The following is a 19,814-nucleotide window of genomic DNA, read 5'->3' as shown; positions in this document are numbered from 1 at the left end:
ACCGTTTGCGGACTACTCGTGACGACTCCCGAGGCGGCAAATCCCGCCGACGGCAGACCTACCGGAACAGTAACCCGATAATGAATAATCTTTTAGTGTAGTGTCACATTTCCGTGGATGATGTCTGACACAGACAATGTTGAAGGATCTGACGGGGCGAATCGCGGGGCCGCGATCGATCGTCGCTCCATGCTGGCGGCGGGCGGCGCCGTCGTTGCCGGAACCACGCTCACCGGGTGTCTCGGTGGCGGCGGTGACGGCGGTGACGGCGACGGCAACGGCGGCGGCGACGGCAGCGGTGACGGCGGTGGCTCGGGGTCGACGACGAACGTCGCGATCGTCTCCAGCCCGGCCGGGTTCGACGACAACGCGTTCAACGACCTGGCGGTCCAGGGGCTCGAGAGCGCGCAGGAGGAGTACGACCTCGAGATCAACCAGGTCGAGGAGACCGAGCAGTCGAACTACCAGTCCACGCAGGCGAACCTCGCCGAGAGCGGGGACTACGACCTCATCGTCTTGGTCTCGTACAACCACACGGAGGCCCTGACGCAGAACGCCGCGGACTATCCGGACCAGAACTGGATGCTCATCAACGACCACGTCGACGAGCCCAACGTGGCCGGGTACACGTGGGCCAACCACGAGATGTCGTACCTCGCGGGCGTCCTCGGCGGGACGATGACGACCGAGGAGCTCTCCCACGAGGGGAACTCGAACGAGCCGAGCGACGCGCACATCGGCTTCGTCGGCGGCGTCGACGGGTCGCTCATCAACGCGTTCGAGGAGGCGTACAAGGCGGGCGCGGAGTGGGTCAACTCCGACGTCACCGTCGACGTGGGGTACATCGGCGACTACAGCGACACGGACACCGCCGCGAGCATCGCCTCCTCCCAGTACGACAACGGCGCGGACATCGTCTACCACGCCGCGGCCGCGGCCGGACAGGGCGTCTTCGAGGCCGCTCAGGAGAACAACCGCTTCGCCATCGGCGTCGACGCGGACCAGTCCGTGACCCTGGAGGAGTTCCAGGACGTCATCATCGGCTCCGCGGTCAAGTACATCAACGAGGGGACGCGGGAGGTCGCGGCGGCGGTCGCCGAGGACGACTTCGGAAGCGTCACGGGCGCGAACACGCTCGGCCTCGACGAGGAGGGGGTCGACGTCGTGATCGGGCAGGCGTTCGAGGGGAACCTCCCGGACGTCGTCTCGCAGAACGTTCAGGACGCGAAGGACGGGATCACGAGCGGCGACATCGAGGTTCCGTGTTCCGCCTCCGGCTGTAACTGATCGCCGGCCACATCCCGATGGCATTTATAAACACGTTTTCGACGGGAGACGATGACGGCTGAAGGCACGCGGCCGCCGGCCGTTCGGATGGAGGGCATCACGAAGCGGTTCGGCGACGTCGTGGCGAACGACGAGGTCGACTTCTCGCTGGAGCAGGGGTCGATCCACGCCCTCCTCGGCGAGAACGGCTCCGGGAAGACGACGCTGATGAGCGTCCTCTACGGGCTCTACGAGAAGAACGCCGGGACGATATCCGTCGGCGGCGAGTCCAGAGCGTTCGACTCGCCGAGGGACGCGATGGACGCGGGCATCGGGATGATCCACCAGCATTTCCAGCTCGTGGAGACGATGACCGTCCTCCAGAACATCATCCTGGGCCACGAGCCGACCGAGCGCGGCTTCGTCGACACGGCGGCCGCCCGGGCCGACGTCGAGGAGATCTGCTCGCGCTACGAGTTCGACGTCGACGAGTACCTCGACGTGAAGGTCCGGGACCTCGACCTCGGCGCCCGCCAGCGGGTGGAGATCGTCAAGAGCCTCTATCGCGGTGCGGACATCCTCATCCTCGACGAGCCGACCGCGGTCCTCACGCCGCAGGAGATCGAGGACCTCCTCGACGTGATGGAGCAGCTCACGGACGCCGGCCACTCGCTCATCTTCATCACGCACAAGCTGGGCGAGGCGCTCGACGCGGCCGACGAGATCACCGTCCTGCGGGACGGCGCGGCGATCGGCACGGTCGACGCGGCCGACACCTCCGAGGAGGAGCTCGCGCGGATGATGGTCGGTCGGGAGGTCCAGTTCGACCGCCCGCCCCGGGACTCGACGGAGGGCGATCCCGTGCTCGACGCGGAGGGGCTCCGCGTGCGGGGCAACCGGGGTCTCGAGCAGGTGAGCGGCGTCGACCTCACCGTGCGGGAGGGAGAGATCCTGGGGGTGGCCGGCGTCCAGGGGAACGGGCAGACCGAGCTGGTCGAAGCGCTCACCGGGCTCCGCGAGGTCGACGCCGGCACGGTGCGGTTCGACGGCGCGGACGTCACCGACACGGACCGACGCGAGCGCATCGACGCCGGCATCGCGTACATTCCGGAGGACCGAACGACCGAGGGGCTCGTCCAGGACTACACGCTCGTTCGCAACGCGCTCCTGGGCAACCAGACCGTCGAACCGTTCTCGACGAACGGCCTGATCGACTGGGCGGCCGTCCGCGCCCACGCCGAGGAGATCGTCCGGGAGTACGACGTGCAGCCGCCGAACGAGGAGACGGAGGCGAAGTCGCTCTCCGGCGGGAACCAGCAGAAGTTCATCGTCGGCCGGGAGATCGAACACGACCCCGACGCCATGGTCGCCTCCCACCCGACGCGGGGGGTCGACATCGGCTCGATCGAGTTCATCCACGACCGGCTGCTGGAGCTGCGCGAGGCGGGGATGGCGATCGTCGTGGTCTCCTCGAAGCTCGACGAGATACAGAAGCTCTCCGACCGGATCGCGGTGATGTACGAGGGCGAGTTCGTGGATGTCGTTGACCCGGAGACGACGACCGAGGAGGAGCTCGGGCTGCTGATGGCGGGCCACGACACCGGCGACGGCGAGGGCGGTTCCGACGCCGCCTCGAGCGGAGGTGTCCAGTCGTGAGCGGGCCGTCGGAACGGCTCCGTGAGGCGGTCGACCGCGCCGCCGGCCACATGCTGCGCGCGTCGGTGCTCGAGCGGCTGGCGATCGCGACCGCCTCGACGGCGCTGGCGCTGGCGATCGGCGTCGGCATCGTCGCGGCGGCCGGGTACGACCCGGTGCAGTTCGTCACCAGCCTGATCGAGGGCGCGGTCGGCGGCCGGTCGGCGATCGCGCGAACGCTGCGGTTCTCGACGCTGTTCATCCTGACCGGCGTCGCGGTCGCGGTCGCGTTCCGGGCCGGCGTGTTCAACATCGGCGTCCAGGGGCAGTTCGTCGTCGGCGGCTTCGCGACCATCATGTCGATCATCTGGACGGCGCCGCTGCTCCCGGGGGGCGTCATCGGCGGGGTCGGCCTCCTGATCGTCGGGTTCCTCGCGGGTGCGGTCGCCGGCGGCGCCTACGCGGCGCTCCCCGGCGCGCTGAAGGCGTACGCCGACGCGAACGTGATCATCACCACGATCATGTTGAACTTCATCGCGACCGGCGTCGTCGGCTGGCTCGTTCAGGGGCCCCTCCGCGGGGAGGGCAACGCGGCGCCGAACACGGAGCGGATCCCGGAGTACGTCTCGTTCCCGAGCCTCGTCTTCGACAGCTCCGGGTTCTCGGTCGTCGGACTGGGGATCGCGCTCGTCACCGTCGCGGCGATCTACGTGGTCATGGAGCGGAGCCGGTTCGGCTACGACATGGTGACGAGCGGCCACCAGGAGTCGGCCGCGACCTACTCCGGCGTCGACGCCGAGCGAACGGTCGTCACCACGATGGCCCTCTCGGGCGTGGTCGCCGGGATCGCCGGGGCGGTGTTCGCGGTGATGATCATGGGCTACTACACCGACCCCGGCGGCATCGCGACGTACGGCTTCGACGCCATCGCCGTGAGCCTGCTCGCGGCGAACAACCCCCTCGGCATCGTGCCGGCCGGACTGCTGTTCGGCGGCCTCGACTCCGCGGGGACGCACATCGGGCTCTACACCGACGTTCCGGTCCAGCTCATCGACGGCGTCATCGGACTCGTCATCCTCTTCGTCGCGGTGCCGGAGCTGTTCCGTATGGCCGCACAGCGGACCGGGCTGGGGGGTGAGCGCCGATGAGCCTCACCGACTCCCTCGGCGGAAGCCGGGTTCGGATCGCCGGCGTCGTTGCGCTCGTCGCCGCCGCGGCGGTGGCCGCCGTGGCGATGGACCTGCCGCTCCTGGAGATCGTCACGGTCGGCTTCGCGGAGCGCTCGCTCCAGGCCGCGACCCCGATCGCGTTGACGGCGATCGGCGGGCTCTACGCCGAGAAGAGCGGCGTCTTCAACATCGGCGTCGAGGGGTTCATGATCTTCGGGGCGGCGACCGCGGCGACCACGATGTGGATCGTCGGCGGGGGGTCCCCCGGACAGAGCGACGTCTGGCTCGCGATCCTCGCCTCGGTCCTGGTCAGTCTGGCGTTCGCGGTCGTGTTCGCCGTCCTGCTGATCCGGTACGAGGCGGACCAGATCGTCGCGGGGCTGGCGCTGTGGTTCATCGGCCTCGGGTTCGGCCCGTTCATGGCGGTCCTCGTCTGGGACAGCCGCAACAGTCCGAGCCTTGAGAGCATCAACGACCTGACGATCCCCGTGCTCGCGGACGTGCCGGTGCTCGGCCCGATCCTCTTCGACACGTCGCCGCTGGTGCTCGTCACCGCCGTCCTGGCCGTCGCCGCCTGGAAGTTCCTCAACGACACGCGGTACGGCTACTGGATCCAGGCGGCCGGCGAGAACCCGGAGGCGCTCGACACGGCCGGCGTCAGCGTCACGCGCGTCCGGTACGCCGCCGTGATCTTCTCCGGCGTCATGGCCGGCCTGGGCGGTGCGGTGCTGCTGGCGCAGGCGGGCTCGTTCACCGGGACCGGCGACACGATGGTCAGCGGCCGCGGCTGGATCGGCATCGTCGCCTACCTGTTCGGCAACTACAACCCGATCGGCGCGGCCGTCGCGGCGCTCGTGTTCGGCGGGCTGGACATGCTGCAGATCCAGCTGCAGACGGTCGGCATCAGCGTGCCCAACCGGCTCGTCAACCTGTTCCCGTACGCCGGCGTGGTCGTCGTCCTCACCGTCTGGGGGTCCACGCGGACGCCCTCCGCCGTCGGTGAGCCCTACGAGAGCGAGGAGTAGGGCTCCCGAGCCGGCCGTGGGGCGCCGCGGATCGGCCGCGGTCGCCGTCACCGACCACACCGTCTGCGGCCGCGCGCCGCCGGATCAACTACCACGCGAGAGCGAACTCTGGCTGCTCGGCGATCTGACGTAGTGACGGTCAACGACCGGGTCGAGGTGGCCGGCGTCCCTGAGATCGAGGTCGAGTCGGCCCACCACGGCTGAGCCACCCCGCCTGAGGGGCCTGCCCGGGACGTGGCTCAAGACCCCTGAGTACGAGCAGCCAGTCGCGTACGCCCGTATCCTGGTGAACGGCCGTTCAACGAGTAGCAGGAGGGTTTCGACACGACGCTCGATGAGGGGGCTGCGTGGCGTTAGTGTACCCGTTCATGTTCTGTTGTTGGGTGCATCACCGTTCCTTCATCTCCCCGCCGAACTGCTAGTCATCCAGCTCAGACAACCAAAAGCATAGACACCCATGTACGAAGCTGGCTTGGCAACGGTGATTCAGCGAGATCCCGTTCGTGGAAGATACAGCGCGAGTCGCGAAGACCTCACAGGCGTCTTGAAATCAATATCACTGAGTGGCGTTGCTAGCACAGCTACAGATCGTAGCATGCCACCCCCACACAGATTCAAGTAGGCCGAAAGTAGTACTGAATCAACATATGGAGCTACACGAGCTTATTGATAAAGACTGGAACAGCTACGAACAAAGTCGGTTTTTGAAGGGGGAGACGAAGACGGCCACAGACGATTTCGACCCAGGAGAGTTCAAACACGACGGCTTTGACGACCGGGAACGCTACCTCGAAACGTACGTCCCAGCACTTGCCGATCCGGAGCGGGTCCGGACCGAACTCAACAACTTCACCCCGCCCCGGATCAGTTCGATCAACGACTCACCGTATCAGGCACTCGTCATCCGCTACGGCATTCTCCGACAGTTGATCCAGCAGCCCGACTACAGCATGGAAAAGCCGGACCTCTTGGATGCAGTGCAAGACTGGCAGCGAACGCTGATCGAGCGCTTCGATGCGGATTCGTTTAACGATGCGGACGATTTGCTCCATCTTGCCCGTGCTGCTGTGGACTACCAGAATCAGATCGACGATTCGGAGATCCACATGATCTACAGCTACTTCGAGCTTCACAACCGAGCCCATAACAGCAAGCACGACTGTTACACATGGCTCGACTTCTTTCAGCGTCTCTCCGCCATCGACCGCTTCCCAAAGGTGTCCCGCTCCGACAGCCCGGAGCATGCTCGTGACACGATTGAGAAGGGGCTATGGTCGCTCCAAGAACAGGCGCTCGTCTATGAGGTTAACGAGGAGGACTACCACGAGCTCGTCGGGATCCCAGAGGACTACATTGAGGTCATCCGGGACTGGCTCTACTACGAGATGTCGAATGAGAATTACCTCCAAATGCTGGAGACACTCGACCCATTTGATCGCCAGTCCGTCCTCGTCGAGGCCCGTGATCAGTTTGACGTCAAGGGGAAGAACTACGGTCGAAACCAGAACCGACGTGAGAACATTGTTGCTGCGGGTGTATATCCGAGTGAGCTCCTGAAGACAGTCGTCGACAAAGGGGATCTGAAAGCCATCGTCGATCAGTATGGGTTGGAGGCCCACAAGCAGAAAACAGACCAGATGGTGTCCGCGATCATCGAGTATTTCGAACAATCGCAGAAGTCCGTCGACGATAGAGAGCCAGCAGTCGATCTGTATATCGATGCCTTCGAAGAGATTGCCGACGGCTCCGTCACAGCCGTTCCGCCACAGCTCCAAGACCTCGTCGTCGCCGACAACCCTGAGGAGAAACTGGATATCCTGTTTGAAGAGGCAACCGGGGAAATCTTCCGCGAAGCGTTCAACCTCGATGGGACGAATCAGCTCGGACAAAAGGCAACCGGAATGGTCGCAGACGGGGAGATCGAGCAGGACGGCCGGTGGTTACTGTGGGACAACAAGCGCCGACGGCAACAGTTCCGTCTTGGAAGCGACACCCGAAGCAAGATCAAAAACTACATCGACACGAAAAGCAAGCAGCACGATGTTGAGTGGTTTCTCATCATCGCTCCGGATTTCACGGACCAAGCTGCCAGAAACGCGGAGCAACTGGAAATGCAGATCGGGGTGGACATTCGACTTATCCGCGCAGCCGACTTGAAGGAGCTCGCCGAGCTGTGGCAAGAGGAGTTCGCGGCTGCCGATCGGGAGTTGCCCCTTTCTGTCTTCTACGGATCCGAACTGTTCGACGTCGACACCGCTGCGTCGCTACTCGCAATCGAATTCTCGTAGTTGCCCGTCACAGTCAGTCCCCATCATCATGTGCTCCCGGTTTGTAGCCGATTTCTAGCGCCTGCGGTCGAGGCGATCGGTCTACCCTGTGAACCGGTCGGGATTAACCCCCGAGCCCTTAGCCTACTCCGCCTGTTCATGGAAACTCCAGAGGAAGACGATGCCGTTGCCCGTTGAGGGTGGCCCTCTAATGAGATCCGGGAGTGTCCGTTCAGAGATTACAACTATCTCTACTTACTTCAGTATCCTCACCATTCGCCACATATGTTCTTCGAGCTCGAGTTTCCCGGGTCTTCCTGATTTGTATCTCCTCTATTCCGACACCACAGCCCTAGCAAAACAGCTGTCAAACCAAATTATGAGGAAAAATCGACGGTTCTCAATTCAGGACGAAAGGGATCGACCGCTTGAGAGAACGCGGGTTAGCGCTTCGGATCCCACGGGAACCGCTCGTGACGGTAGTAGTAGATCCCGAGCGCAGCCGCCACTGAAACCACCAGCAGGACGATGCCAAGAACAACTGACGTTCCGCCGGGACCACCGACGCCGCCCGGAGCTTCGGTCGTTCCTTCGGGACCGCCTTCAGCAGTGACCTCGACAGTCCCAGCCGTCACGTCGTTGAGTGCGACCTCGTAGCTGCCGGCCTCATCGAAAGCGGAGGAGAACGTCACGCCCTCCGTTTCACCCGCTGCGACTGTGACATCCTGTGAGTCGACGGTTTCGCCGTCAACCACGAGGTCGACTGTCGCTGTGCTCTCGGAATCACCAGTGTTCTCAACCGTTCCAGTGATCTCGACCGTCTCACCGACCGCGGCCGTCGTTGTGGACAGTTGTGCATCCGTCACTTGAACAGCCGCGTCGGCCTGCTCATCCGAGATGACGCCGACCGCGAACGGCGAGAATCCGGGTGTCTCAGCATTGAAGCGGTTCTCTCCCTGATGGCTCGTCTCCAGTTCCTGCCACTCGCCATCGTTGTAGCGGAAGAGTCGGACATTGTCGGGATCCGTGCCTTCCGGAAGCCGATCCTCGTTCACGCGGAACCGAATCGATGCCTCGTCGATGTCCTGATTCGCGTTAATCGCATCAATATTGAGGTAGCTCACAGGCTCTCCAGTATCAAGTGCGGGCGCACTCTCCACTGGATCCCGCTGTGGCCGTGTGAGCTCGACACGGAAACCGCTATTCGCGAACAGCATCCGGAGCTGCAGGCTCTCGAACGCAACGCCATCACCGGAGACGGAATCACCGAGTTCGACATCGATCGCCTCCCCGCCGCTGGCATCTCTGATCGAGACCGTAGCACCGGTTCCAGTCGCGGTTACGGTTTTCGAGGCCTCATCACTACCGCCACCGCCGCCACCGCCGCCACCGCCGCCACCGCCGCCACCACCGCTAGTGGCGACTTGTACGGTTCCTGCCGTAACACCTTCAACGGCCACACCGTAAGAGCCCGTGTCGCCGAACGTCAGCGTAAACGTCTCCGTCCGCGACTCACCGGCTGTGAGCGTCACCTGCCGGGATTCCTGAGTGGTGCCATTAACGGTCACGTCAATCGTCTTCGTTGCGGACTCGTCACCGGGGTTGTTCAGATCCGCAGTGACGCGGACGGCCTCTCCAGGTTCGATCTCCGTCCGATTGAGGTCGGCGTTCGCCACCTTAACTGAACCCGGCGTCTGCACCTCTCCGCCAGTAACGGTCAGCGTCTCTGTACTCGAACTCCGAAGCATCGGGTCACTCCGATTCGCAGCGAGATGGATGACCTGATACGTTCGCGAGTCACCCTCGGACAGGTTCGCGTTCGTCCCAACGGGCATCGTGAGCGTCTCCGTGGCGCTCCCGTTCATCGCCGTTACGAAGGACACATTGGCTTGGTCGAGATTCTCTCCCGTTTCGACGTCCTCAACCGTGCCATTCTCCGTGACGACGAGCTCGGCGAAGAACGGGTCTCCTCCACGTGTGCCGCTGACAGAGACAAGCGTTCCCGTCGAGGTCACGTTCTCAGACGTTGCATTCTCAATGATGACCGTCTGACCTTCGAACTGCGCCTTGTCGTAGGCAACGACGAGGTGGGCAACGGAGTCCGCTGCAAGGTTCGAGTTCGCCTCGAAGGAGACGTTCTCTCCCTGCGTGACCTCCGTCGACGAGGGCGTGACTGACGATGAGGTTTCCTGCACCTGAATGCGCTCGGCCCCGATCACGCTGACGGAATCGTTGATGACGTCGAAGGCAATGCCACCGTTACCGCTTTCCTCGAAGCCAGTTCCCTGGTCGATGGTTGCTAATACGGCCGCATAATCACCGGACTGGTTGGGTGTGAAGTCGAACGACGTTTCTCCAGTCCCGTCCAGCTGGCCTACGTTCTTAACGTCGACTACTTCAACGCCTTCCGCATCGAGCGTTACCTCACCATCCGTCGGTGAGCCACTCATCTCGAAGAGTTCCTGAAGGTCATCCCTGGAGTTGAGCCCGGTCGTATTCACATCCGAGTCAGTCCGGACGAGCACCACATGCGCGTCTTCATCTGCGAATCGGTCCGTTGGTGCACCGGTTACCTTGTCAAAGGTGATTGCGACCGAATCCCCCTTGTTATACACGGACATCTGCTGCCGGTTGATACCCACGTCTTCTCCGTTAACGCGAACGAACGTTTCGGGAATCGGCACCGACGTGGCCGCAGTACTTGCATCCGTCCGAAGCGGAAGTGGGGATCGTTCCCAGACGGAGATACCCACAAAGTCGGACGCCGGACCCCTCACCGCTTCACCCTCGACGGTATACTCGATTGGATCCGTAATCGACGCGCCAGGAATTGTGAAATTGACCTCCGGATCCCGACCGGTATCGGACGTATCGTAGAAGCCGTCACGCGTCTCACCCTTGCCACCGACGCTTGGTGAGAACCGGACGTTTGCGACACCGTTACTGCCCTCAGAAACGGAGTCGCCAGCTCCATTCGCGAGCTGGCCTGTCTCCGGATCACTGAGCGGTTCAGACGTCGTACTAGACGGTCCAGTGGAGTTGCCCCAGTAATTGAACCGCGCATCAACGTTTGCCGAAGTGTTTTCATTGCTAACTCCGGCACCGTTCCGTCCAAGGAACGAATCGTGGATCTGGACGGCGTCAGCTGATGTCTCCTCAGTCACGACGACAGCGGAACCGTTGTTATCACGAAGTAGTGACTCCGTGACCTGGACGGAGCCCAGTTGACTCTGGTTACTGTGGATCAACAGCGCCGACCCGTTGGTCTCCTGAATGACAGCGGTATCAGCAGTGACCGTACCAATTGACCCGCCGTTCTCGGCGATAAGGAACAGCCCGTCTTCGTTGTCATCAAGGATCACTTCGGAGAACGAGAGGTCCTCAATCGCTCCACCATCACTGATAACTGTGACCCCGGAGCCTGCAGAACTATTGTACAACGTCCTAGAAATGGACACTTGCGAAACCGCTCCGTTGTTCGTGACCACCCGAAGACCAGCAGAAGACACATTTGACGCACCACTGTTTGCAAGAGAGATATTAGAGATTTGCCCGTCATTCAGAGAGGAGAGTGAGACCCCCGTTCCCGTATTCTGAGCGACGGTGTTCTCGACCGTGATATCACTCACATTTCCGCCATCACTGAGAACGTCCAGGCCAGTGCCGGCCGAGTCATTAGCTAAAGTGCTGTCGACCGCAACGCCCGAAACCGACCCGTTTACTCCATATACCGAGATCCCTGCATTTGACGCATTCGTTGTAGCGGTGTTCTGTACGGAAACATTGGAGAGTTGTCCACTGTCACGTGATCGGAGTGCGACGCCGGTGCCTGCGTCTTCAGCGAAACTGTCCGTAATGGAAACACCGGCGACTGTTCCGTTTGCGCTTGTAACAGAGACACCGTCACTGTTGGGATCCGACTCGTTAAGCAGCGCAGAGGAAATATTGACGTTCTGAAGCGATGCGTTCTGAGCAGTGACATCGATCCCAGCAAATTCGATTTCCTGAGCGGCCGTATCCGTGATGATGAGGTTGTCAACGGATCCATCGTTCGATGCCCATGCATTCACGCCGACGGACGCATTCCGCACGAGGGTACCATCGATAGTGGCGTCAGCAATCATCCCCTCGCTTGACAGCAGAACCCCCGACTGTGTGATGTTTTGAGCAGCAGTTTCCTCGATTGAGACGTTCTCAAGCTGCCCGTTTTCGGCCGATCGAAGTCGGATCCCGTTTGTGGACCCTTCAACAGTGACACTATTGACGGTGATGTCTTGAACTGTCGCACTACTTTCAGCGTGAATAACGAGTCCCGCGGTCGTGGCGTTGGTAACGTCTATATTGGATATTTGTACGTCGTTTGTGTTACCGGCCACGAGAACACCGCTGTTCGAATCTGCGATTCCAAACCCGGAAATGGAGACACCCGATAGTTGTTGGGTTCCATTTCGAACGACGATAGCCGGCTTCGACTCATTATCCGCGATGAGGACCACACCGTTCGCGGCCTCCAGCGTTATGGACTTGTTAACAACCAAGCTTTCTTGATACGTTCCTTCCTCCACATGAATTGTCTCACCTGTGGATGCGTTATTGATCGCCTCTTGAATTGATTCGTTCTCGCTGACGGTTGTCGTATTGGCTTCAGCCGCAGTGACTGCGCCAGCTCCAGCAACCACTCCAAGAAGGACTACTACGACTACGCAGGCGAGAAGGAGGGAACTTCTTCTTGTCCTCAACCGACTTGTCATATGGCTACAGTTGTTATATACGAGTGATAAAAGAATTCCGGTGGTGTACCCGGTTAAGCAATCGGTATACTTTTTCGATCCTACTATATTCCACAGACAAACATACATGAAACATGGGGGGAGGATGCAGCCACATACATCAGACCCAATTGGTTCATACCGATTAATTAAGGGCCGGGGCTGATAGAGACACTTATGAACTCCCGTTGGTTCCTTGGGCTCTCTCTACTTGTGATAATCGCAGTTGGAGTCGGGGTTGCCGGTGCTAGTGTGACTGCCTCAGATGAGTTTTCACTAGCGATGGATTCCAGTATCGATGTCCAGCCACAAACTGTGACGATAGAAGGGTCGACGTATAGTTTTGCGTCAATCGGGACCACATCGGCAGACAGCACGTTCGATGTCTCCGCGACGGGACCAGACGGAACCAGCTTCCGTATTCATCTCCGCGATTCCGAGAAACAGATCGCGACAACAGGGTCACGAATGGAAGGGAGTGGAGTTGAAACGTTCGATGCGAGCGAACTCACCCCCGGAACTTACATGATTCTGATCTCTGCAGACGGGTCGTACGAAGCAGCACTACCACTCGTGGTAGACGGATATGACACCTCCCTATCCGCACCGACTACTGTTGAGCCCGGCGAAACAGTGGCGATACAAGTAACCACAACGCAGACGGACGAATCCGCGGAGCCAATAACGCAGGCAGGCCTCGTCACAACCCATGAAGGAGAGGAACGCAACATTTCGATGACACACGTGGGTGATGGCACGTATGAAGCCACGGTGACGTTCGAAGAGGAAGGCACCCATTCGATCTATGCAGGGGTCCGTGGCGAATCGGAGATCAACGGCGAGAAACAGTTCGTCGGGCTCTCGGACAGATCGACAGTCAAGGTTGAGGCCGATGACGGGAGCACCGACGATGGAAGCTCGGGAAGCGGTGCTGGTGGCCCGACCGAGACTCCTATCGAGACAGACACCACGACAGAAGAGACGACTGCGACGGAGGAAGCTACCCCGGAGACCACCACAACTGCTACATCGACTCAAACGGAAACCACGACCGCTCAGTCCACGGACCGAACAGAGTCACCGACAGAGGGAACGGAATCAGAGGACTCTACGACTACTGAGAGCGGACCAATAACGCCGAGTGGGACACAGACGCCGGAAGACAAAAGTGGAGTTGATGTCCCGCTTCGGGGAGTTCAACTCCTGCTGTTCACGCTATTGCTCGGTGCTGGGTATATCCGATTTAGCGATCAGTGATCAGTCTGATAGAGTAGGTGAACTGGAACCTCTCGGTATCACTTTCTTGGGCGTGTTTGTTTCATCATAGGATACAGAGAGTGCACCGATACAGTCCAGCAATCGTCACAGACTGTCACGCCGGTGTAGAACCAAACCCCTATTTTTAATTGGGCTGTCAGCATTGCTGGAGTTATTGAATGTCGGAGCCAGCCACACCACCATCCGTTGCAGTAGAGTGTACTGGTGTTACGCGAGTGTTCGACACGGACGATGGCTGGTTCGAACGGGGAGATGGGCGATCGGTAACTGCGTTGGAGGATGTCTCGATAAGTGTCTCAGAGGGTGAAGTCGTTGGGGTCGCTGGACCCAGTGGAAGCGGTAAGTCCACATTGCTGCATCTGCTCGCGGGGCTGGACTCGCCGACGGCTGGTGCGGTTCGGATCCGTAGCCGGGATATCGCCACACTCGGTCGCCGCCAGCGGGCGCAATTTCGGCTCGCACACGTTGGACTGGTGTTTCAGCGGTTCCACTTGCTCCCGGCATTGACTGCACGCGAGAACGTGGCGTTGCCGCTCGTCGCACAGGGGCAGGCCAAAGGGACGCGACAGGAGCGGGCAGAGGATTTGCTTAACCGGGTGGGGCTCGGCGATCGTCTGACTCATCGGCCGGGATCGCTCAGTGGGGGCGAACAGCAACGGGTTGCGATTGCGCGCGCACTCGCGGCCGATCCCGCGGTCGTGATTGCGGACGAACCGACTGGCGAGTTGGACAGGCAGACGGGTGAGGCCGTGCTTGATCTGTTGACCGAGGTGAGCGATGGACGGGCGGTGATCGTTGCGTCACACGATGAGTACACGCTGAGTCGGACGGACCGCGTGCTTCGACTGCGAGATGGGCGTGTGGAATGAGGGAGCGCCTGCTTCACGTCATCGGGATCGGTGCTCTTGGCGGGCGTCGCGTGGTGGGTCGGCTTCGCGGTGCGTCGCCGGGGCGTACTGCCGTCTGTATCACGGGTGTCGCGGTCGCAGTCGGGCTGTTGATGGTCGTGACGGGGCTGTCACTCGGGCTGGCAACGGGCGCAACCGTCGACGGTGATGGTGTGAACTACTGGATCGTTCCGGATGACGGGAACGCCGGGAGCGTGCCGTTGAGTGCGGAAGGGACCCAACTTGGGGACGTGCACACGACGGCAGCACGGATCGAGTCGGACGAACGGGTGCGGTACGCAACGCCCGTTGCGATCCACCCAATACGGATACAGAATCCGGAGACTGACGAACGGATGTACGTGCTCGCGCTGGGGATCATTCCGACTGCTGAGCAGACCCATATCTCCGGGCTCAACATATCGACGCTTGACACCGCATATCCCCACTACGCCAACGGTACATACGAAGGAGCGTGGACTGGTGAAACCGTCATCACGCCCGCGGTGAGCGCAGAGATCGGCACCGAACGAGGCGGTCCTCTCGAGCTCGCCCGTGACGACCGTGAGCTCGATGTCGTCGGCGCCGCGGAGACGAACCTCTCCGCAGGCGTTGGGGAGGTGCCCGCGGTCGTCATGCCGCTTGCGGAGCTGCAGACGGTGACCGGTACTGCGAGCGGTGATCAGGCCGACCAGATCATGGTAAGTACGAGCGACAGTCGCGTCCGCGAGAGTCTCACGGGGATCTATCCGCGGACGAAGGTCATCACGCGGTCCGGTATCGTAGGTGCGGACACCACGCCGACGAGTCTGCCGCTCGCCATGGCGTTGACGGCCTCGCTCGTGGCTGGGGGAATCGGGGTGGCCTTCGTGGCGACGATGATGGGGCTCGAGTTGACCGCGGGGCGGCGCGAACTCGCGATGCTTGGGGCGATCGGGTTCTCACAGCGCAGTCGGGCGCTTCTGTCCGTCAGCGAGACGCTCATCGTCTCCGCACTCGGGGGCCTGCTTGGGGTTGTGTTCGGCACCGCTGGGATCCTCGCACTGAACGCGGGCATCGCGCAGACAATCGGTCTCTCGACGGTTGCGGAGCTGTCGCTCCCGCTCGCGGGATACGCGTTCGTGATGGCGCTACTTGTTGGGCTGTTGTCGGCGCCGTATCCGCTGTATCTAGCTCTGCGGACGGACACCTTGGAGGAGTTGACCCGATGACGCGCAGTCGAACGGCAGCAGGAATGGTGTGGCTCGGCCTCCGCCAGCTTCGGTCGGATCGGATGCGGACCCTCCTCGCGGTTGCGGGCGTTGCGCTTGCGGTCCTCGCGGTGACCCTGTTGGCAGGCGTCGGCGTGGGCGTCGTCGAGACGGGGGATCAGCTGTTCAACGAGTCCGACCGTGACCTGTGGGTCTCCGGGGGGCCGATCCAGATCGCACCGGGGACGGTCGGCGGCTTTCAGAATCCGGTTCCGGACGCACACACGCTGTCCGCGGAGATTCAGGAGCATCCCGATGTCCAGACGGCCGTGCCAATGGGGTTCCAGGTCGTCTACGTGAGCCCTGACGGCGAGGAGTTCGACACCGTGATGGGGAGTGGCGCCCCCGGTGGTGGTGGCTCGGTCGCGATCACGAACGGGAGCGGCTTCTCGGGCGCGGACACCCACTACGCGGGCGGCGAGTACGATGGGCCCATGACGCATGAGGCGATCATCTCGCCGGAGATCGCCGAGCGGTACGACCTCGAGGTTGGCGACACTATCTACATGGGCGGCACGATCGCGAACGCTCGCCGGAACGAGTTCGAGGTCGTTGGGATCTCGCCGACGTTCGCGAACTTCCTCGGGACGGGGACTGTCACGACGCGACTGAGCGAACTACAAACGCTCACTGGGAACGCGTATCAGGACCGGGCGACGCTCATCACGATCCGACTCGAGGATGGCGCAGATCCGGAGACGGTTCGCGACGAGCTCGCGGCCGCGCATCCCGAGTACACGTTCAAGACGAATCAGGAGCAGTTCGTCGACCTGCTCGAACGCCAAGCCGTCATTCTTGCGGGCGGCGTGAGTTTGGTCGTCCTCGGCGTTATCGGTGGGGCACTGCTTGCCGTCAACCTGCTTTTGTCGCTGATGTACGCGCAACGGGATGCCTTCTCGGTGCTGCGAGCGCTCGGTGGCTCGCGCACGCAGATCGTCGGCGTCGCAGTGACACAGGCGATCGCGATCGCGGCCGGTGGGTGTTTCGTCGGGCTCGTCTTGACACCTCCTACGGCGATCGTGTTGGAGACGGTCGCAGCCACCGTGACTGGGTTCGAGGGACTGGTCCAGGTGCCCCAGGAGGCGTATCTCGGTGGCGTGGCCGTCGCGACCGTGTTCGCGATCATCGGCAGTCTGGCCGGGGCATGGCGTGTCACACGGCTGACCGCGGCCGCGGAACTCGTCCGTTGACGGACAGCAGGAAGCCGAACGCCTCTGTGCGTGTCGGGGATCTGTTCCTCGCGAAATCTGGCTACTTTTGAATCCCTAACTCGACGGACAAATGTGGAGGGGAGGAACATCGCCGCCAGAGTGAGGGCCTACCTGCTGGTGGCGAAAGCGGTAGTTCGAACCATGCTGTGCGTGAGTGCCGTGTTCATCGTTGCGGCCATTCCAGTCCTCACTGTGGGGGCCGCAGTCACGGCTGCGATTGCCGTTACGTTTCGGACGAGCCAGCTCGCTCACGGACCTCATCAATCATCAATACGGACGCAGATGCGGTTTTTCTGGCGACGGTGGTGGCAGGAACGCTGGCGTGCACTGCCGCTCTCCCTGCTTGCACTCTCTCCGCTACTCCCCGGTCTAGTGGGACGAAGGTGGCTACTGTGGGGATCTCGGAGCCCTCTGGAGGCGATCGTCGGGCTCGGGCTGCTCGCTGTCGTGACGCTTTGGGTGCTGCGTGCTGGATCGCTGCTCGCGTCGTATCCGTTTCTTGCTGGCTCGACGGCCGTTCGCAATGCCGCGTATCGGCTGTGGGAACGGCCGCGACAGACGGTCGGTGCGCTGGGCGTTATCTGGGTCGTCCTTTCCGTGGCGATTGTGGTCCACCCGCTGCTCATCCCGTTTGTGCTTGGAGCCCTCTCAGTGTGGGAGGGCATCATGTACGGGACGCGTGTGGACTAGTGACCCCTACGAGGGAGTCTGAGAGGCAGGAGCGCCCCACGACGAGCTAGCGTTCCGTCTGGGACCCGTCGGTGGGTGTCGACTGTCTCGCATCGACCAGGGACTCCGCCGTCTCGACCGCGTCGTGTGCAGCAGTCGCGTCGACGGGTGTCTCTCCGAACGTGGCGCGCTCGAACGCTTGAGTGAGCGTGTGGAGTGGGCTGCTGTCTTGGAGGTGGTCCTGGATCCGTGCTGCAAATTCGCGGGGGGTTGCCGCTTCGAGGTCGGCATCAGTTACGCGATCTTGGAGTGCGCGTCTCGCGGCCGCGTACGAGGCCGTGACTGCGGTCGTCGTGTTCCCGGCAGCGTCCGCGGCCTTTGCGTGTTCGAGTAACTGCTTCGCTTGTGAGGTGGCCGCATCGGGTGTGGTCGTCGATGCGTCGTCCGCCGTGGCTGTGTCCGCCGCCGCGGTCGACGACTTGGGTGCGGTGCCGAACAGGACTGGGACGTACGTCTGAAGGGTCCCTCCCCGCACGTACCACCAGGTTGTGGCGAGCAGCCCGAGAAGGACGACTGCACCGAGACCGATCACGGGTACTGTGGGCAGTTCGGACGCGCTATTCCCCGACTCACTCGTGCTCCCTGAGGCGAGGGGTACTGTCGTCGACGCCTCACTGCCCTCGAGATTGAGCCCGGATCCGTCGAACGTAACGACCGGCTTGATCGCCTCGGCGCTCCGAGCCGTCTCTGGGACCGTGACTGTGTGGGTGAATGTCCCGTCCGTATCGGTCGTTATCGTTGCCAGATGCCGCCCCTCGAGTGTGACGGTGAGCTGTCGTTCGCCGGGAGCGACGCCGGTCGCGGTCGTGAGTTGCCCAGCGAGCGAGAGCGTGTTCTCCGATATGGACGCGTTCATGTCGAGACCCGTTGTGGTCGACCCAACGCGCCTCTCGGCCGACGCGTTCGACGATGCGACCGCCGCCTCCGACAGTCCGACCGCGACAGTCGCCGACTGCGATCCGGCTTCGACTGCGGCCGGCAGCCTCCCGGTCAGGGTGTAGCTGCCGTCCGCGGTCGTCTCGCCTCTCGCAAGCGGTTGGCCGTCCACACTGAGCGTCACCGGGATGCCGGCCACGGTTCGATTCGCGATTGAAACGGTCCCGGTCGCTTCAACCGTCTCGTCGAATTGGACCGTTTCGGTCGCAGTCGTCAGGGCGGTTTCCGATGGCGTTTGCTCCGTCACCGTCAGGGGAATCGTGGTCTCCGACTGGAGATAGGCCGACGAATTGCGAGGGTTGAACCGAACAGGGGCGTCGGTAGCACTCGTCGCGAGGAAGACGGGACGATACACGAGCGAGAAGTGGCCGCTTTCGTTCGTGTCCACCGAATACTGGCGCTGGCCGACGACCACGCCGATGCTCCGGTTCGCGACGGGGTCACCGTCCGTGGTGACGAGCTGACCGGTTACTTCGACTGGCTCCGTAAAGGACCCACTTGAGGTGTTCGCGGTGGCGTTGAGGGTCGTTCCGACGAGTTGTGCATCACGGATCGCCGCCGACTCGTTCGTGACGGTCGCGTTGAGCTCGGCAAGCTGCTGTCTTGACTCGGTAAAGTCAGTCTGGAGATCCTCCTCGAAGGTCGCATACTGCCCATCAAGGTTCGTGGTCGTCTCCGAAATCTCGCTTGCCTGCACCTGCAGTTCGCGAGCCAACTCCCGGGCGCGCTCCTCGTCCCCGTTTGCAACCGCCTCTTCGTACTCCTCGCGAGTCTCCTCGTACTCCTCGAGTTGGTTCGCCAATCGTTCCTGCTCGGCTTTCGTTTCGTTGAGCTCGGCGGCAGTGTCCTCGTTCCCCGTGTCACCGGCAACTTCCACGTACTGGTCGAGAATGGCGTCGTACTCGTCCCCAACCAGCGTCCGTCCATGTTCGTACTGTCCCTGACTGATCTCCCGCGTACTATCGCCAAGTCGGGACGCGAGTTGGGCGGCTAAGTAGGAGGCGACTTGGTCGTCATCACCGTCGCCACTAGCCTCCTCCGGATTTTCGTGTGGGGGAGGCGTTTCAGTCGAGTTGTTTACCACTTGTAACGGTGTGTCAGCCACCGTGTCGACCGCTGCGCCTGCAGGCACCGTGCCCACAATCACGACGCCGATAAAGAGCGCGCCGAGAACGATCGCGACGAACGGGCGACGAGTCACAAGGAATGTCTTGCGACCGACGTATTTAGACCCTTTCGTGTTGTGGGTCGGGGGATTGGGTTGGTGTGATGCGACCGGGAGACTGTGTCGTCGTCCAGCTGTGTCGTCGGAATCCGAGGCGGACTCAGCTGCGTCTGTCAGGGACTGTGGCTCAACGACTGAGTCGACTGCCGAATGGGTACGGCATGCAT

Annotated in this window: 12 protein-coding genes; 10 read left to right on the top strand and 2 right to left on the bottom strand. The window is 62.0% G+C overall.

Annotated elements, in window-relative coordinates; genetic code table 11:
• Positions 1-189: 189 nt before the first annotated feature.
• The 5 genes from ACZ432_RS11710 (at position 190) to ACZ432_RS11690 (ending at position 7,383) form a co-directional block, all read left to right on the top strand.
• Positions 190-1,287, top strand: a complete 1,098-nt coding sequence (locus tag ACZ432_RS11710; protein WP_426962410.1) for a BMP family lipoprotein — start codon at positions 190-192, stop codon at positions 1,285-1,287.
• Positions 1,288-1,374: 87 nt separating this feature from the next.
• Complete coding sequence (locus ACZ432_RS11705; protein WP_426962411.1) at positions 1,375-2,922, top strand: ABC transporter ATP-binding protein; 1,548 nt, start codon at positions 1,375-1,377, stop codon at positions 2,920-2,922.
• Positions 2,923-2,972: 50 nt separating this feature from the next.
• Positions 2,973-4,049, top strand: a complete 1,077-nt coding sequence (locus tag ACZ432_RS11700) for an ABC transporter permease (RefSeq protein ID WP_426962412.1) — start codon at positions 2,973-2,975, stop codon at positions 4,047-4,049.
• Positions 4,046-5,095, top strand: a complete 1,050-nt coding sequence (locus ACZ432_RS11695; protein ID WP_426962244.1) for an ABC transporter permease — start codon at positions 4,046-4,048, stop codon at positions 5,093-5,095. The genes ACZ432_RS11700 and ACZ432_RS11695 overlap by 4 nt, the downstream gene beginning before the upstream one ends.
• Before the next feature lie 647 nt (positions 5,096-5,742).
• Positions 5,743-7,383 (top strand): hypothetical protein, encoded by a 1,641-nt coding sequence (locus tag ACZ432_RS11690; RefSeq protein WP_426962245.1) that lies wholly within the window; start codon positions 5,743-5,745, stop codon positions 7,381-7,383.
• 422 nt (positions 7,384-7,805) lie between these two features.
• Here ACZ432_RS11690 and ACZ432_RS11685 read toward each other — a convergent pair whose 3' ends face one another.
• Positions 7,806-12,113, bottom strand: a complete 4,308-nt coding sequence (locus ACZ432_RS11685) for a PGF-pre-PGF domain-containing protein (protein WP_426962246.1) — start codon at positions 12,111-12,113, stop codon at positions 7,806-7,808.
• Between the two features lie 195 nt (positions 12,114-12,308).
• Between ACZ432_RS11685 and ACZ432_RS11680 the strand changes: the two genes are divergently transcribed.
• The 5 genes from ACZ432_RS11680 to ACZ432_RS11660 all read left to right on the top strand — a co-directional run bounded on the left by ACZ432_RS11680 (position 12,309) and on the right by ACZ432_RS11660 (position 17,447).
• Positions 12,309-13,388: a hypothetical protein gene (locus ACZ432_RS11680; RefSeq protein WP_426962247.1), complete on the top strand. Its 1,080-nt coding sequence runs from the start codon at positions 12,309-12,311 to the stop codon at positions 13,386-13,388.
• A gap of 179 nt (positions 13,389-13,567) precedes the next feature.
• Positions 13,568-14,278, top strand: a complete 711-nt coding sequence (locus tag ACZ432_RS11675) for an ABC transporter ATP-binding protein (protein WP_426962248.1) — start codon at positions 13,568-13,570, stop codon at positions 14,276-14,278.
• On the top strand, positions 14,275-15,507 hold the full coding sequence (locus ACZ432_RS11670) for an ABC transporter permease (protein ID WP_426962249.1): 1,233 nt from the start codon (positions 14,275-14,277) through the stop codon (positions 15,505-15,507). The genes ACZ432_RS11675 and ACZ432_RS11670 overlap by 4 nt, the downstream gene beginning before the upstream one ends.
• On the top strand, positions 15,504-16,736 hold the full coding sequence (locus ACZ432_RS11665) for an ABC transporter permease (protein WP_426962250.1): 1,233 nt from the start codon (positions 15,504-15,506) through the stop codon (positions 16,734-16,736). Before ACZ432_RS11670 ends, ACZ432_RS11665 begins: the two co-directional genes overlap by 4 nt.
• Positions 16,737-16,829: 93 nt before the next feature.
• Positions 16,830-17,447 (top strand): hypothetical protein, encoded by a 618-nt coding sequence (locus ACZ432_RS11660; protein WP_426962251.1) that lies wholly within the window; start codon positions 16,830-16,832, stop codon positions 17,445-17,447.
• A gap of 46 nt (positions 17,448-17,493) precedes the next feature.
• Here the strand turns inward: ACZ432_RS11660 and ACZ432_RS11655 are convergent, their stop codons facing one another.
• On the bottom strand, positions 17,494-19,623 hold the full coding sequence (locus ACZ432_RS11655; protein ID WP_426962252.1) for a DUF4129 domain-containing protein: 2,130 nt from the start codon (positions 19,621-19,623) through the stop codon (positions 17,494-17,496).
• Positions 19,624-19,814: the final 191 nt, after the last annotated feature.

This window comes from Haloparvum alkalitolerans (assembly GCF_055381565.1).
Note: the sequence above shows the minus strand (reverse complement) of the source record. Positions and strands in the feature narration are given on the sequence as shown.

What these genes read in the sequence shown, in the direction of transcription:
- ACZ432_RS11710 (WP_426962410.1), top strand. Translation starts at nt 190, where the DNA reads ATGCTGGCGGCGGGCGGCGCCGTCGTTGCCGGAACCACGCTCACCGGG.
- ACZ432_RS11705 (WP_426962411.1), top strand. Translation starts at nt 1,375, where the DNA reads ATGGAGGGCATCACGAAGCGGTTCGGCGACGTCGTGGCGAACGACGAG.
- ACZ432_RS11700 (WP_426962412.1), top strand. Translation starts at nt 2,973, where the DNA reads ATGCTGCGCGCGTCGGTGCTCGAGCGGCTGGCGATCGCGACCGCCTCG.
- ACZ432_RS11695 (WP_426962244.1), top strand. Translation starts at nt 4,046, where the DNA reads ATGAGCCTCACCGACTCCCTCGGCGGAAGCCGGGTTCGGATCGCCGGC.
- ACZ432_RS11690 (WP_426962245.1), top strand. Translation starts at nt 5,743, where the DNA reads ATGGAGCTACACGAGCTTATTGATAAAGACTGGAACAGCTACGAACAA.
- ACZ432_RS11685 (WP_426962246.1), bottom strand. Translation starts at nt 12,113, where the DNA reads ATGACAAGTCGGTTGAGGACAAGAAGAAGTTCCCTCCTTCTCGCCTGC.
- ACZ432_RS11680 (WP_426962247.1), top strand. Translation starts at nt 12,309, where the DNA reads ATGAACTCCCGTTGGTTCCTTGGGCTCTCTCTACTTGTGATAATCGCA.
- ACZ432_RS11675 (WP_426962248.1), top strand. Translation starts at nt 13,568, where the DNA reads ATGTCGGAGCCAGCCACACCACCATCCGTTGCAGTAGAGTGTACTGGT.
- ACZ432_RS11670 (WP_426962249.1), top strand. Translation starts at nt 14,275, where the DNA reads ATGAGGGAGCGCCTGCTTCACGTCATCGGGATCGGTGCTCTTGGCGGG.
- ACZ432_RS11665 (WP_426962250.1), top strand. Translation starts at nt 15,504, where the DNA reads ATGACGCGCAGTCGAACGGCAGCAGGAATGGTGTGGCTCGGCCTCCGC.